Origin of the sequence: Bacteroides timonensis, from assembly GCF_000513195.1 — a bacterium.
Taxonomy (GTDB): domain Bacteria; phylum Bacteroidota; class Bacteroidia; order Bacteroidales; family Bacteroidaceae; genus Bacteroides; species Bacteroides timonensis.
On record NZ_CBVI010000057.1, the window covers coordinates 1 to 14,455 of the forward strand.

At 42.2% G+C, this 14,455-nt stretch carries 10 protein-coding genes; 4 read left to right on the forward strand and 6 right to left on the reverse strand.

What is annotated here, in order from left to right:
• Positions 1-155 precede the first annotated feature (155 nt).
• Positions 156-1,604, forward strand: a complete 1,449-nt coding sequence (locus BN161_RS11660) for an AAA family ATPase (RefSeq protein WP_044266437.1) — start codon at positions 156-158, stop codon at positions 1,602-1,604.
• Between the two features lie 511 nt (positions 1,605-2,115).
• On the opposite strand, the gene BN161_RS11665 is transcribed toward BN161_RS11660, so the two are convergent.
• Both BN161_RS11665 and BN161_RS11670 read right to left on the reverse strand, forming a co-directional pair.
• Positions 2,116-2,622 (reverse strand): NUDIX hydrolase, encoded by a 507-nt coding sequence (locus BN161_RS11665; RefSeq protein ID WP_044266291.1) that lies wholly within the window; start codon positions 2,620-2,622, stop codon positions 2,116-2,118.
• A gap of 4 nt (positions 2,623-2,626) precedes the next feature.
• Entirely contained in the window at positions 2,627-3,856 is a 1,230-nt protein-coding gene (locus BN161_RS11670; protein WP_044266439.1) for an S-adenosylmethionine:tRNA ribosyltransferase-isomerase, read from the reverse strand.
• A 346-nt stretch (positions 3,857-4,202) separates the two neighbouring features.
• Between BN161_RS11670 and BN161_RS11675 the strand changes: the two genes are divergently transcribed.
• Entirely contained in the window at positions 4,203-5,303 is a 1,101-nt protein-coding gene (locus BN161_RS11675) for a DUF2027 domain-containing protein (protein ID WP_044266443.1), read from the forward strand.
• A gap of 103 nt (positions 5,304-5,406) precedes the next feature.
• On the opposite strand, the gene BN161_RS11680 is transcribed toward BN161_RS11675, so the two are convergent.
• Positions 5,407-6,711, reverse strand: coding sequence for a DUF5723 family protein (locus BN161_RS11680; protein WP_044266293.1), 1,305 nt, complete (start codon positions 6,709-6,711; stop codon positions 5,407-5,409).
• Positions 6,712-6,933: 222 nt separating this feature from the next.
• On the opposite strand from BN161_RS11680, the gene BN161_RS11685 reads away from it, so the two are divergent.
• Both BN161_RS11685 and BN161_RS11690 read left to right on the forward strand, forming a co-directional pair.
• Entirely contained in the window at positions 6,934-8,961 is a 2,028-nt protein-coding gene (locus BN161_RS11685) for a tetratricopeptide repeat-containing sensor histidine kinase (RefSeq protein ID WP_244436476.1), read from the forward strand.
• Positions 8,962-9,085: 124 nt separating this feature from the next.
• Positions 9,086-9,838, forward strand: coding sequence for a LytR/AlgR family response regulator transcription factor (locus BN161_RS11690; protein ID WP_044266296.1), 753 nt, complete (start codon positions 9,086-9,088; stop codon positions 9,836-9,838).
• Positions 9,839-9,928: 90 nt separating this feature from the next.
• On the opposite strand, the gene BN161_RS11695 is transcribed toward BN161_RS11690, so the two are convergent.
• The 3 genes from BN161_RS11695 to BN161_RS11705 all read right to left on the reverse strand — a co-directional run bounded on the left by BN161_RS11695 (position 9,929) and on the right by BN161_RS11705 (position 14,454).
• Positions 9,929-10,282, reverse strand: coding sequence for a hypothetical protein (locus tag BN161_RS11695; protein WP_044266298.1), 354 nt, complete (start codon positions 10,280-10,282; stop codon positions 9,929-9,931).
• Positions 10,283-10,565: 283 nt separating this feature from the next.
• Positions 10,566-11,660, reverse strand: coding sequence for a DUF4249 domain-containing protein (locus BN161_RS11700; RefSeq protein ID WP_044266446.1), 1,095 nt, complete (start codon positions 11,658-11,660; stop codon positions 10,566-10,568).
• Between the two features lie 40 nt (positions 11,661-11,700).
• The gene (locus BN161_RS11705; RefSeq protein WP_044266299.1) at positions 11,701-14,454 is read right to left on the reverse strand and encodes a TonB-dependent receptor; all 2,754 of its coding nucleotides are present in this window, start codon (positions 14,452-14,454) and stop codon (positions 11,701-11,703) included.
• Between the last annotated feature and the right edge of the window lies 1 nt (position 14,455).

Consider the following 14,455-nt stretch of genomic DNA (forward strand, 5'->3'; position numbering starts at 1 on the left):
ACTTAATTATGATACAGTACTTAACGTAGCCGATGGAATTATAATTTGCGCAAACGGGGTTGAAAATATGCGTTTGCGCAGATTATAAGTTTATAATTTGCGCAAACGGGTGTTTTTTCTTATGTTTGCGCAAGTTATAAATGGAGGAAAGACTGATGAACGTAAAGTTGATAGGACGTAAAAAGGAATTGGAAGCCTTGAGGGAATACATCAGTTCCAATAGGTCGGAGTTTGTAGCGGTCTATGGTCGTCGTCGTGTAGGAAAAACATTTCTTATCCGTCAGATGGCAGCGGACAACTTTGCTTTTTATGTAACAGGGATGGACAATGCAAATATGAAAGAGCAGTTGACGAACTTCGGCATTGCTCTTCAAAGGCATAAAAGATCGACTTCCTTGTCTGTACCCGAAAACTGGATCTTGGCTTTTTATGAACTTGCCCGTTATCTGGAGACATTACCCGATGGGCCGAAGGTGATCTTTATAGATGAACTGCCGTGGATGGACACGCCTAAATCGGGGTTTGTCAGTGCACTCGAGAATTTCTGGAATAGCTGGGCAGCCGTTCGCACGGATGTGAAGCTGATTGTTTGCGGTTCTGCCACTTCATGGATGATAAACAAGTTGATAAAGAATCGCGGTGGTTTGCACAACCGCATTACGCACCGGATGATTATTGAACCTTTTGTGCTTAATGAATGTGAGCAGTACTTCATGGCGAATGGTTTCTCTTATTCCCATCGAGACATTGCAGAGTGTTATATGGTGATGGGCGGCATTCCTTATTATCTTTCTTTTATGCGGAAAGACCGCAGTTTGGCGCAGAATATTGACCGGTTGTTTTTTGAAAGTGGGGCAGAGCTGTCCGATGAATTTGAAAACCTCTATCGTGCCTTGTTCAAGAATGCCGGTTTGCATATACAGATAGTAACTGCACTTGCCACGAAGGCTAAAGGGCTGAATCGTAAAGAATTGCTCAGGATCACAGGACTGACCAATAACGGAGCTTTCAGCATAGCCCTTGAAGAATTGGAGAGTTGCGGTTTTATTCGCCGGTATGAACCTTTCGGAAAGCCGAGGATGAGCCCGACAGGAAGGTTGCAGCGGGATGCTTTGTTTCAATTGGTGGACTTCTACACTTTATTTTACTTTCGCTTCATACGTACCAATCGTTATCGCGATGAACATTTCTGGACTACTTCGCAGAACACTCCACTACATGCCTCGTGGAGCGGTTATGCCTTCGAGATGCTTTGTCTGGACCATGTGCGGCAGATAAAGGCGGCACTCGGAATAGCCGGTGTGCAGACGTTGGTTTGTTCGTGGAGTAGTTCTACTGTAGATAAAGGGGCACAGATAGACTTGGTAATTGATCGCAAGGATGAAACTGTAAATCTCTGTGAGATGAAATATTACTCTACGGTGTTTGCGATAGACAAAGGCTATGAAGAAAAGTTAAGAAACAAGATTGCCGCTTTTCGAGAAGAAACAAATACACGAAAGTCGTTGATGCTGACTTTTGTCACCACTTACGGGTTAAAAGAGAATATGTATTCCGGTTGCGCTCAGAGCCAGGTGCTTTTGGACGATTTGTTCAAGGAATGACGGTGTAACTTTGCTTTTTTGTCAAGAGCAGATTTACATAAGATTAACAGACGGGAGGCTCAAACCTCCCGTTTTTGCTTTCGGAACAGACCGTCTGTTTACCTCAAACGCATCATCCGTTTACCCCGAACGCATCATCTGTTTGCCTCAATTGCATCATCCGTTTCGCAGGGCTGAATAACCGAAATGCCACACCTCAACAACCTAAATGCCAGCCATCTCACCTGTTGAGGTGTCGCATTTGACCCACTGAGGTGTGGCATTTGGGGAACTGACATGTGGCATTTCAAATGGGGACAGTAGATATAAAAAAAGAACGGAGAAGCGATGCCTCTCCGTTTATGCTAATTTAAAATTGAATCTTAAATAGATTTACCGATACAAATATACGACATAGAGGAGGCGATGTCAAGTGTTTAGGAGATTTTTTGTATTAGAAGTTGCAGATTAATGGGATTATTTTAAATAGATGCTTTGATAAAGTTCTGCATAATTACAGTTAGTATCAAGGTTAAAGTGGTTCGATCACTTTCTCTATCTCCCCCTCAAAGTTCGGTGTAAACACACCTTTCCCCATATTCTCTTTAATCTCCTCTATGGTCCAGAAACGACCACCGTCCAATTCATCGCTTGGTTGTATCTCGCCGTCGTAAACCGTTTTGTGTACAAAGACAAGTTCTTTCTCGCGTGCGGATTCAAAGACGTAACTCGTAATGGTTTCGGGAGTAAAGTCGGTGATACCTAACTCTTCCCGTACTTCGCGCTTCAACGCCATTTCTACACTTTCGCCCAGGTCTACATGCCCTCCTACGGAAGTATCCCACTTTCCCGGCTGGATATCTTTCCATTCGGGACGTTTCTGCATATACAGTTCGCCTTTGGAATTAAAAACGTGAAGGTGAATGACCGGATGCAAGAGTTTGCTACCACTGTGGCATTCGCCACGTGTAGCGGCACCTGTGATATTTCCCTGTTCGTCGATGATAGGAAACATTTCTTGGTTGTTATCGCTGTTCATAATTTTACGGTATTAATAATGAAGAATCTCCATAACTCAGAAAACGAAAGTCATGACCTAATGCGAAGTCATATATCTTGCGCCAGTTACCTTTTACAAAAGCCGAGACAAGCAATAGCAATGTACTTTGTGGTTGATGGAAATTAGTGACCATGGCACATACAATCTTGTAGTCGTATCCCGGTGCGATAATGATCTGCGTGCTGGTGTGCAGGGCTTCCATATTGTGACGGTTCAGGTAGTCGAGTATAGCTTGCAGGGCTTTTACAGACGTGATATTCGCAGCTTCTTCTACTGTTTCATAAGGTTGCCATTGGCGGACGTGAAGTTCTTCTTCTGTTGCATTCGGATTTTTCAGAAGGGTGACACCGATATGGTAGAGACTTTCCAGTGTTCGTACGGAGGTAGTGCCTACGGCAATTGCTTTTCCGTTGTGAGCAATCAGATTTTCAATTGTCCCGCGAGAAACAGATATATATTCGGTATGCATCTCATGTCCTTCGATTTCTGCGCTCTTTACAGGTTTGAAAGTTCCTGCACCTACGTGCAATGTCAATTCCTCCAAATCTACTCCTTTTTCTTTTAATGCATCCAGTACACGGGGGGTAAAGTGTAGTCCGGCAGTAGGAGCGGCTACTGAACCTTTTATTTTAGAATAAACAGTCTGATAAGTTTCCTTATCACTTTCTTGTGTATCCCGATTCAGATAAGGCGGAATGGGAAGTTCGCCGAATACTTCGAGGATATCAGCAAAAGTTATCTCCGGATTATCCCAACGGAAATCTACCCAATGGCTGGTACCGTGGCATTCACCACGGGTAGCAGTCAAAGTAATCGGTTGCTCTTTTACAGTCATTTCCCGTTTCAGCGTACCTTCTTTCCACTTCTTCAGATTACCGATCATACAAAGCCAGGCGGCATGTTCGGTTTGCTGGAAATTAAGCACATAATCGTTCGGCTCAATCGGTTCCAGACAAAAGACTTCAATGAGAGCGCCGGTTTCTTTACGGAAGTGCAGGCGTGCCTGTATCACTTTTGTATTATTGAATATCATCAGACTTCCCGTCGGGAAATAGGATGGAAGTGAAGTAAAGCGGTCTTCGGATACTTCACCATGGCGGTAGACCAAGAGTTTGGACTGATCGCGCACTGGTAGAGGGAATTTTGCGATACGTTCATCCGGTAACGGATAGTTAAATTCACTGATACGGATATGTTTTGGATCTTCTTTCATGATAAACTTCTTTACGGGCTGCAAAGGTACGGATATTTATTCTCTTTTTTCTATCTTTTTTTATTGAGTTGCCGTATCTTTGTAGAGCGATTGTTTGTTTAAGCAACTTCAATCATAAATTGTAAATAATGCGAATCAGTAGTTGAATTATGTTCATATCCCGAAAGAAATGAATTATTCACCACAGAGTAACACAGAGTATCACAGAGCTTAATCGATTTGAAATCAGAATAATAGAACTCCGTGATACTCTGTGTTACTCTGTGGTGAAAAGATTCATAACCCTACAATAATGAATATAATTCAACTTCTGATTCGCATAAATAGCTAAATTGTAAATGATATGATGAAAATTGGTGATAAAGTGCGCTTCCTCAATGAAATCGGTGGGGGAATCGTAAAAGGATTCAGGGGGAAGGATATTGTGTTGGTGGAAGATGCCGATGGTTTTGATATCCCGATGCCCATGCGTGAGTGCGTAGTAATTGATACGGATGATTATAATATGACCCGGCCGGTGCCGAAAGCGGCTCCGAAGAAAGCGGAGGAGAAGCCGGTACGTTCTTCTATTTCTCATCCGGTTCAGGAAGATACTGAAGTGCGGCGCCTGTCCAAACCGCAGGTATCTGTTTACCGTCAGCCGGAAATGCGTGGTGGAGATATTCTGAATGTTTTTCTGGCTTTTGTACCGGAAGATATTAAGGCTGTCAGCACTACTCCTTTCGAATCTTATCTGGTGAATGATAGTAATTACTATCTGTATTATACCTACCTCTGTGCGGAAGGAAAAGCATGGAATGTCCGTTCCAATGGAATAGTAGAACCGAATACGAAGTTGTTGCTGGAGGAATTTGAGAAGGTGGAACTGAATGACCGTGAACATGTTGCCGTACAGTTCATTGCTTTTAAAGAGGGGCGTTCGTTTGCGATGAAGCCGGCGGTAAGTGTGGAACTTCGCATAGATACGGTGAAGTTTTATAAACTGCACACATTCCAGGAGTCAGAGTTCTTTGAAACGCCTGCATTGATTTACGATATAGTAAAGGATGATGTTCCCACTAAACAAGTGTATGTTTCTGCTGAAGAATTGCAATCAGCTTTGCTTCAGAAAACAGTGGTGGACAAACCCAAATCTCAGCCGATTGTGAAACGTGGCGGACAAAGTGGCATTATTGAGATAGACCTTCATATTGGTGAATTGCTGGATGATACTCATGGAATGAGCAACAGTGAGATACTGAATTATCAGCTGGATAAATTCCGTGAGGTGCTGGAACAGTATAAGAATAAACGTGAACAGCGTATTGTCTTTATCCACGGAAAAGGTGACGGTGTACTTCGTAAAGCGTTGCTGGATGAACTGAAACGTAAATATCCTACTTTCCGGCATCAGGATGCCTCTTTCCAGGAATATGGTTTCGGGGCAACGATGATAACGATAAAATAGTTACGAGCTACAAAAGCTACAAGCTACAATAGCTACAAGCTACGAGTTGCTGCGCTATTATTCTGCATAGTACTCGTAGCTTGTAGCTCGTAGCTCATAACTATTATATTCTCTTCTTTCCCAAAGGAATAGAAAGTCCGATAAAGGCATTCACATGTTTGGAGTTATTTCCAAAATACATATAGTCAGTACCCAGCATCAAAGGACCTATTTTGAAAGCAATACCGAATGTCTCGCCACCTTGTAACATGGAATAGCTCAACGTAGTATTAATCAAAGTATTGGGACGATAATTGGCGGAGAATGTCAATTCTGAATACGTTTTTAACTGGCCGAAACGGGTCGTTGATAATAATCCTAATCCCAGTTTGTTGTTCAGTAATCCGTATTCCCCTCCGATAACCATAGTCGGTGATAAGGAGGTGGTGCGTGATTTGTTTTCTTTCTTCTTCAAACCGAATAATTCAAAGTCCAGCACATCGGATGATTCGCTATAGTTATTTTTATCAATAGTAGTATTCTTATCTGATTCAGCTATTTGAGTACTTGATTTGCCCCAGGAAATAAATCCTAAGTCAAGAATGGCGGCAGAAACAGTCAGATTCTTCATCACTTGATAGCTTGCTCCTAAATCGATACCTGCTCCATAACCACTGATGCCAAAACTATTGTAATCCAGGTCAGTGATGTATCCGTTTTCTTCTTCCAGATCAAGTCCTTTTGCAGAAGCTTCCAGATATGCATCCGTTTTTAGTTGGAATTCCGAGTCGATACCAGCATCCTTTCCATACATATAGAGCTGGTTGATTTTCAAGTTTATGTTTCCTGCACCTAATAGCAATTTGGCTTTACCGCCTACGGTTAAGCGCTCGTTGATGGCACGTGAATATCCTGCTCCGACTTCTATGTAAGCGTTCAAACGTAGTTTTTCATTGCGGATATCAAAACTCTCACCGCTCCAGCTGAAATTATCAGCGTCTGTTGCGCGCAGGTAGTCGAACATGGTTTTAGGAATAGTGGCATCCACATCAGCCCGTGCCCCTACATTGAATGACCAGAAACCTTTTCCTTTATAGAATCCGAAAGATATAACATCTGTATTCGCACTGATATTCACTTCATTCATTCCTTTCAGGCGATTGTAGAACTTGTCATTGTTATAAAATTCACCATCGGAATCGAAAACGTCGATGACATCTTGTATGCCAAGTGAGTTAGTGGCTACTTCGGCATTCACGGAACCGATGCCGGGGAGATTGACATAACCACGTTTGGGCTGCAACGCCGGATTTAACTGAATGCGGGTACTGCTACCTTCCATAAAATAGGATGAACGCAAGTATTGCGCCTGCATAGCTGTGGGGAGAAGAAAGGAGATACAAATCCCCAAAAGTAAAAGCTTTCTCATTGTGTCTCGTAATTTGTGGGTTACTGTTAATGATTACTTCAATTTGTTTATGCAAAGTTAAAATAAGTATTTGTGATACCCAAATTATATAATAAGTAAAAACAGGATAAATAAATATCTTAGCGGATAAGTGGTCTTAAAATTGTACTAAATGGGAAAAACTATTATATTTGTAGCAATGCATGAAGGATATCTTTATTCTTTATATAAATGTCAATAGTTATGAACACGATATATGACAAAATTCAGTGGAGAACTTCTCTTCCGGTTCTCTTACTACTATTCTTAGCTGTTTCGTGTAAACAGTCTGAGCAGCATTCCTCCTGGGAAAAAAAATACGACTCTTTTTATCGTTCGGTTACAGACTCTTTGACTACTCATCCACAACAGATACGTGCGCTGGCAAAGCAAAAGATGGAGAAGTCGACTGATAGTCTGGAATGGTATTATTACTCTGCTATAGTATTAAAAACGTATATGTTCACTTCGGATGTGGACTCAGCCCGCTATTTAATAAAACGGATAGAAGACTTTTGTGCCCGTGAACAATCTTCACCCTACCTTGCTGATTTACGCTCGGAATATCTGAATACAAAAGGTAATATTTATGTGCGTGTAGGCGCTATGGATTCGGCTATTGTCTGCTTTACAGATTCTTACAAACAACGTTTGCAGGGAATGAAGACAGAATCAGTCCCGGATATTCTTATCAATCTGGCTGATGCATGCAGCCGGCAGGGAAAATATGATGTAAGTGCATTTTGGTATCGTAAAGCGCTGCAAATCGGAGATTCTTTAGGAATATCGGAGGGGCGCCGTCATCCTGTTTATTATGGGCTGGCTCAGGTGTATATGGCTTTACACGACTTTGATCAGTGCGACTATTACTATAATCTGGCAGGGATGTTTTATGATAAAATGCTTCCTTACGAGAAATATATCTATTTGAATAATCGTGGTAATTCATATTATTATCGTGAGGATTATCCGGAAGCTTTAAAATATTTCAAGAAAGGTTTCTCGCTGGCGGTTTCTCATCCCGATATGGGTTTTGAGAAAAACCTGTGCATGGTGAATCTGGGGGATGTCTATCTGCAAATGAATGAACCTGACTCAGCGGCTAAATATATCAATGAATGCCAACCTTTTTTTCGGAAAATAGGGGCAGCAGGAGCGCTTTATTATATTGATACCCAGCGTATCGGTCTGGCTCTGGAGCGAAATGATATGGCAACCGTAAGAAATCTGCTAAGTAAGGCTACCAATCCGAATCATATAGAGCCGGACATGCTGCATATTCGTAATAAGTATTTGCAGGAGTTTTACGAGAAGACGGCAGATTATAAAAATGCTTTCTTTTATCAGAAAGAAAACAGTCGGCTGGACGATTCTATCCGGAATGAACATGTAAAAATGCGTACGGCCGATATGTCATTGAGATATCAACAGGACTCTACACTGTTGGCAAAGAACATATTGATTGAGCAGCAGAAGGTAGAGATGCAAAAGTTGCACGAGGGACGTTTCTTCTGGATTGGAGTTTGCGTTTTGGTATTGGTTATTGCTTGTTTCATCTATCTGTATGAAAAGAAAAGACGGGCCCTTCTGCTAGCGCAAAGTCAGCGTACCATATCTTCTTTACGTTTGGAGAATATACGTAACAGAATGTCACCGCATTTTATTTTCAATGTGCTGAACCAGGAAATGGGCAGTCGGGAAGGGGAGAATAAAAAAGAGCTCTCCTCATTGGTGAAACTAATGCGACGGAATTTGGAATTAGCTGAGCAAATGTGTGTTACCTTAAAAGAAGAATTAGGTTTTGTGCAAACCTACATTGATCTTCAACGCCGTTCTTTGGGACCGGAATTTAAGGTGACTATTGAAGTTGGTGAAGATGTGGACACCAATCAGTTGCTTCTGCCTTCCATGTTAATACAGATACCGGTGGAGAATGCCATCAAGCACGCTCTTCGGGGCAAAGAAGGTGAACGGCGCCTTTGGATTGATGTTCATCGTTCCGGTACTTATATTTGTGTCCGGATTACGGATAACGGGGGCGGATTCAAACTGAACAGTGCTAACAGAGGGACAGGGACCGGAATGAAGGTAATCATGCAAGCTATTCAGATTTTGAATGCTAAAAATAAGGAAATGATTGAAACTGCGGTACACAATATTCCTCTGCCGGATGGCGAGACCGGATGTGAAGTAAGTTTCCATTTACCGTTGAATTATGATTATTCAGTTTAATGATTTTTGAATAATCCTCAATTTTGATTGGATATCCGTTGTTTTGATCGAATATCCTGAAAATGACATATTCTGATTTTTTAAATTGCTTTCAGTTATTTAATTTCGCAGAAACAAGAGAGGTATGGACAGGTATAAGGTTGCAATAGTAGATGACGATGAGTTGTCCTTGGATAATCTGGTATTCGGGTTACAGAAATTTGAAAACTTCCATTTAGAAGGCACTGCACGCAATGGAGTATCCGGGAAGAAACTGATAGCTAAAGTGCGTCCCGATTTGCTCTTTTTAGATGTAGAGCTACCTGATATGAGGGGGATGGATTTGCTGGATAGTATTCGCGAATCTCTGACTTGGGGCATGAAAGTCGTTTTTTATACGGCATACGATAAATATATGATGTCAGCCATTCGTCAATCTGCTTTTGATTATTTATTGAAACCTTTTGAGGACAAAGATCTGGAACTTATTATTTCCCGATTTATGGAAAGAATAGAATTAGAACGGAAAGCTGCATTTTTTCCTGTGGCATTAGCAAACACCAGTCAGACATTTATGGTGTTTACTCCGACAAATGACATGCGGGCATTGCGGCCCGCCGAGATTGGATATTTCCGGTATTGCTCTGAACAGAAACAGTGGGAGGCAGTATTGAGTGGACAAAGGCCGTTACCTCTGAAGAAGAGTACCACGGCCGATCAGATCGTGAGATATGCTCCTTGTTTTGTGCAGATTCATCAGTCTTTCATAATCAATATTGATTATCTGATGATTATCAAGGATGGTAAATGTGTGTTGTATCCGCCATTTGAGAATGTAGATGAGCTGCTGGTCTCTAAGAAATATAAAAAGGAGCTACAAGACAGATATTGTTTGTAAATGAAATATATATTGGTTAGGGAGTCGACACTTGAATAGTGTTGATAAAGGAAAGAGGGCACAAAACGTGATGTTCAGTGCCCTCTCTTATTATTTCACTTCGATACCTTTATTCTGCAAAGTGACATTCAATACTTTCGCATAATCAGCGTATTGTTTGTCAGTAAGCGTTTTCTTCATCAACTTCAAGTTTCCGTACACTGCATTGTGGAGTTTCTTTTCCTGGTCCTTCTTTGCAGTTGTGGCACGTCCCATCTGTGTAGAGAAGTATTCGCAGATATTTGCTACTTCTTCATGCTGGTCAGCCGACAATTTTAAATATTTACTCAACTTGGTTACGTTGATGTTACCATCCCATTTTGCAGTTGTAGGTTGATTTCCTGCTGCAAATGTCGTAGCAGTCAGGCAGACTGCTGCCATTAATGTTAATCCTAAACGTTTCATAATACCTACTTTTAATTTGTTATACCTAAAAACAATTCTAACTCTAAAAATCTAATACCTATTGAAAACAGCTCTAAGCGCTTAGCTTTTTCTTTTTACCTATGCAAATATAGAAATATGTTTTATAACATAAAAGCAAAGAAGAAGGAAAGTGCTGTTTAAGGGAGCATTTCTTGATATAGATCAATTATCTGGTATTATTTTGCTTGTTTATGGCTTTCATTTGGAATACAAATGTAATATGATGGTCGAACACGGTTGATCATAATGATAGTAAACGGCCTTATTCTTTAGTGTACATCTCATCCGGATCTATTATTTCATCGGGGAACTGTATCGTTGTCCTTGTCTCCGAGCTGATACCTACAAAGCCGAGTCCGCCTTTCACGTTGGTTGGTATGATGATGGGCTCCATGAGTGCCTCCTCGTAGTTATCCGATTCAAGGAGATTTAAGGCTTTCAGATAGCGGAACTCCGCTTCGCTGATGCTGAGCAGGCGGACGGTGATGCTTCTGGTACGGCGGGTGATGTTATAGAGATTTCCCGGAATGTAATTATTATAAAGTTTCGTATATACTTTCAATGTACAGTGCGTATCGGAAAAGCGGTCATTTGTGAAAACATTGTATTTGTTTTCAATGTAGGTACCGAAGAAATCGTCTTCATCATCATCACTGCTGCTGGGATTGCCATCTGTCAGTACAATATCTTCCCTGTTTACTATCTCCGTTTCGCGGGAATGGATGATGGTATCTTTATGGTTATCATATAAGCCGTAGGTGGCGATGTCATTGCGTATGTCTAAGCGATAGAAATTTTTCTTGCCGGGACGATCCTGAAGAGTGATCTTATATTGGCGATAGGTCTCCCAGCCATTCCATACTCTGAGTTTGGCAAGGCATGTATCCACTTGAATTGGATTTACCGGATGAGGTACGGTCATTTCTGCCATTGTATGATACTTGCCATTTTCTGCTATAGCTTCCAGAAGGATGTCGTCTCCAGGGTTCAAAGTGGTAGTGATGCGAAACTTTTTACGCTTTGCGATTTCGGGCAGGTTGTTAAGAGGGGCATTAGGATCGTAGACCATATCCAGACTGCCAATGGGCTTAAGCGGAGGAAGCTCTTGTGCTTTCTCGGCCAGTTGCCCGTTGACATAGAGATTTACGGTTGCTTCTTCAACATGTGAGAGGCCATATGTGCCACTCAAGTTCAGAAAGACATAATTTTCGGGTTCTCCGGCATCAAGAAGGGCATTCATTATGAGTTGCGGCTCACTGTAGGCCGGATTATAAGGAATTTCATTTTCACAGGAAGTGGAGCAGAAAGCAGTACTTATATATATAATAAGGTATAAAGGGAAAATCTTTGTTTTCATGTTCTTGTTTCCGGTTTTATAGTTGCTTACTTTCATAATATTAGAATTTATATGTATAGGTGACGGATGGAATAATCGGCAGCAAAGTTATCTTTTTCAAGGTAAGTTTTGAAGAGTTGTAGCCTCCTGTATATTTGCCATATTCATCTACATATGCAAAATAACTATCATCTTTCCGCTTCGCATAAACCAGTGTCGGATTCATGGAATTATAAGCATTGTAGAGACTGATGTTCCAGGTCCGCATGCCATGTTTGGTCTTCTTGTTGAAGTTCACCCCGATGTTCAACCGGTGACTGGCAGGCAGGCGAAAGTTGTTGCGTTTAGAGATATAGTTAGCCTGTACGATGGTACCGTCAGGCTTGAGGATAACCGTTTGCTGTTCAGGCATGGTCGTTGTTCCGCCGCTGTTGAATATCCAGGAAGCGCCGACATCAATACGTTCGCTGAATTTATGGTTGACACAAAGGCTGATGCTATGCCTGCGATCATATTTATAGGGGAAGCGTTCACCATCGTTGATGCTGCCATTCTTGAACTGACGGTCGGCTTTTGCCAGCGTATATGCCAGCCACCCTGTGGTTTTGCCTAAAGTTTTTTGTACCATGAATTCCATACCCATGGAACGCCCTTTACCCATTTCCACTTTCTCTTCCCAGTTGGTAGAACTACCAAAGAAAGAGACTCCGTTCTGGTACTCCAGTACATTGCGCATCTGTTTATAGTATCCTTCTATAGAGAACTCCCAGCCTGGAATTCCTGTGTAATATCCGCCTATAGAGTACTGGTTGGCACGCATAGGACGTATATTCTTGGTGATGGGTACCCAAAGGTCTGTGGGCATGGCAAGTGGAGTGGACGAAAGTTGGTGCACATATTGCGCCATTTGTGAGAATGATGCCTTTATCGAGAAACCATGATCGAACCGGTAACGGACGGAAAGCCGCGGCTGTACCGAGAAATAATTCTTTCCCTGGGTATTGAAGAGCGAGGCGTGTATTCCCGCGTTTAAGCTGGTACGGTTGCCTATGTCGAAATTGTCTTCCACATATACAGAGGCTTCATGTCCGTGCAAGTAACTGTTTGAAATGCTGTGGTATAAGGTGTCTTGTTCCGTCATACCGTTTTCTTCCTCTTTCATTTTTGAAGTGCTGGTTTCGGGACGGAAGGTGTGATAGAGATATTCCACTCCAAACTTCACGTGGTGCGAAGGAACAGGTGTATAGTCGAAATCAGTGCGGAAACTCCAATCGCGGATTCCCGAACGATACTCTGAATCGAACTGATAAAAGTAGGAGCGGGGTTGCTGACTGCTATACTTTTTTTGTTCCTTTGATAGGCCCTTTACAATCATTCGATAGCTGTTGAAGGCTACGGTGGTATTGCTGAATAGTTTATTGGTGAACACATAATTCCAGCGTCCTGCAGCGATGGTATTTCCCCAATTCAGGCTACTTTTGCTTTCATAAATATTGTTATAAGAATTGTCTGTATAATTGTATTTCTCTTCAAAATTAAAGTGATAATGATCGTTTCCGTGATAGAAATTAAGGAAAAGGCGGCTACGGTCATTGAATTTATGGTTTACTTTGGCATTGAGGTCATAAAAGTAATAGTTGAATTCATCACCGTCGCTGCTGAATGCTTTACCCATAAAAGCGGTGTGCGTGCTGCGGCCACTGATGGAAAAAGATGTGCGGTCTTTCACGATGGGACCTTCAAAGTGCAGTTTCTCGGTGAGCGTGCCGATGCTGAGTGTGCCGTGATAGTGCTTCATATCTCCGTCGTTGGTGCGCACATCGACAATTGATGAAAGGCGTCCGCCATAACGTGCCGGAAAAGAACTTTTGAACAGAGTTACCTTCTTTACGGCTTCAGGTGTAAAGATAGAGAATAACCCCAATAAGTGGTCTGCATTATATATAGGGATACCGTCCAGTAGAATCAGGTTCTGGTCCGGTCCTCCGCCACGTACATATAAACCGGAAAAGCCTTCCGTTCCGGCTTGTACACCTGGCATTAACTGAATAGTTTTCAATATATCAGCCTCTCCCAGCACAGCCGGAGTATGTTGTATCTGTGCCATTGGAATTTCATGTGCTCCCATAGCAGTAGACTGAATGCCGGCCTCTTTCTTATCCGAAAGTACTATCACTTCCGCCAGTTCATTATTGCTGTCCAGGCGGACGTTGAGCACGGTGTCTTTATTCAGCGGGAACGAACTGTGCCAAGTTTCGTACCCTAAATACGAAAAACTTAAATCCGCATCTCCTTCCGGTAAAGTAAGAGTATAGAAACCGAAAGGATTGGTGGCAGTGCCTACACGCTGACGACTATCGAGGATATTGGCACCAATCAGTGTCTCGGAAGACACCCCGTCCGTCACATATCCGCTGATAGTGAACCGACGGCTTACGGTTTTCTGCGGCACGGGCCGCTTGTTTAGCAAAATATGTTTTCCGGAGACTTCGAAACCTATCGGTTGGTTTTCAAAGGCTTTCCGGAGAATTTCGTTAATAGTAAGGTCACGGACGGCCAGTGTGATGCGTCCATTCAGGCGTACTTCTTCTCCATATATGAAACTGTACCCGGTTTTTTGTTCCACTTGTTTCACGAACTCTTCCAGTGTAGCGTTTTGTAGTTTGATGCTGAAACGCGTTTGTGAAGGATTTGTCTTCTGTAGAACGCAGGTGGCAAATACGATTGTACTTTGTAGTGTACAGGTTGATAGGAGAACCGCTCCCACCAGGAAAAATTTCCTGATGGTGCGGGGTGAACAGATAGAGGATTTCATT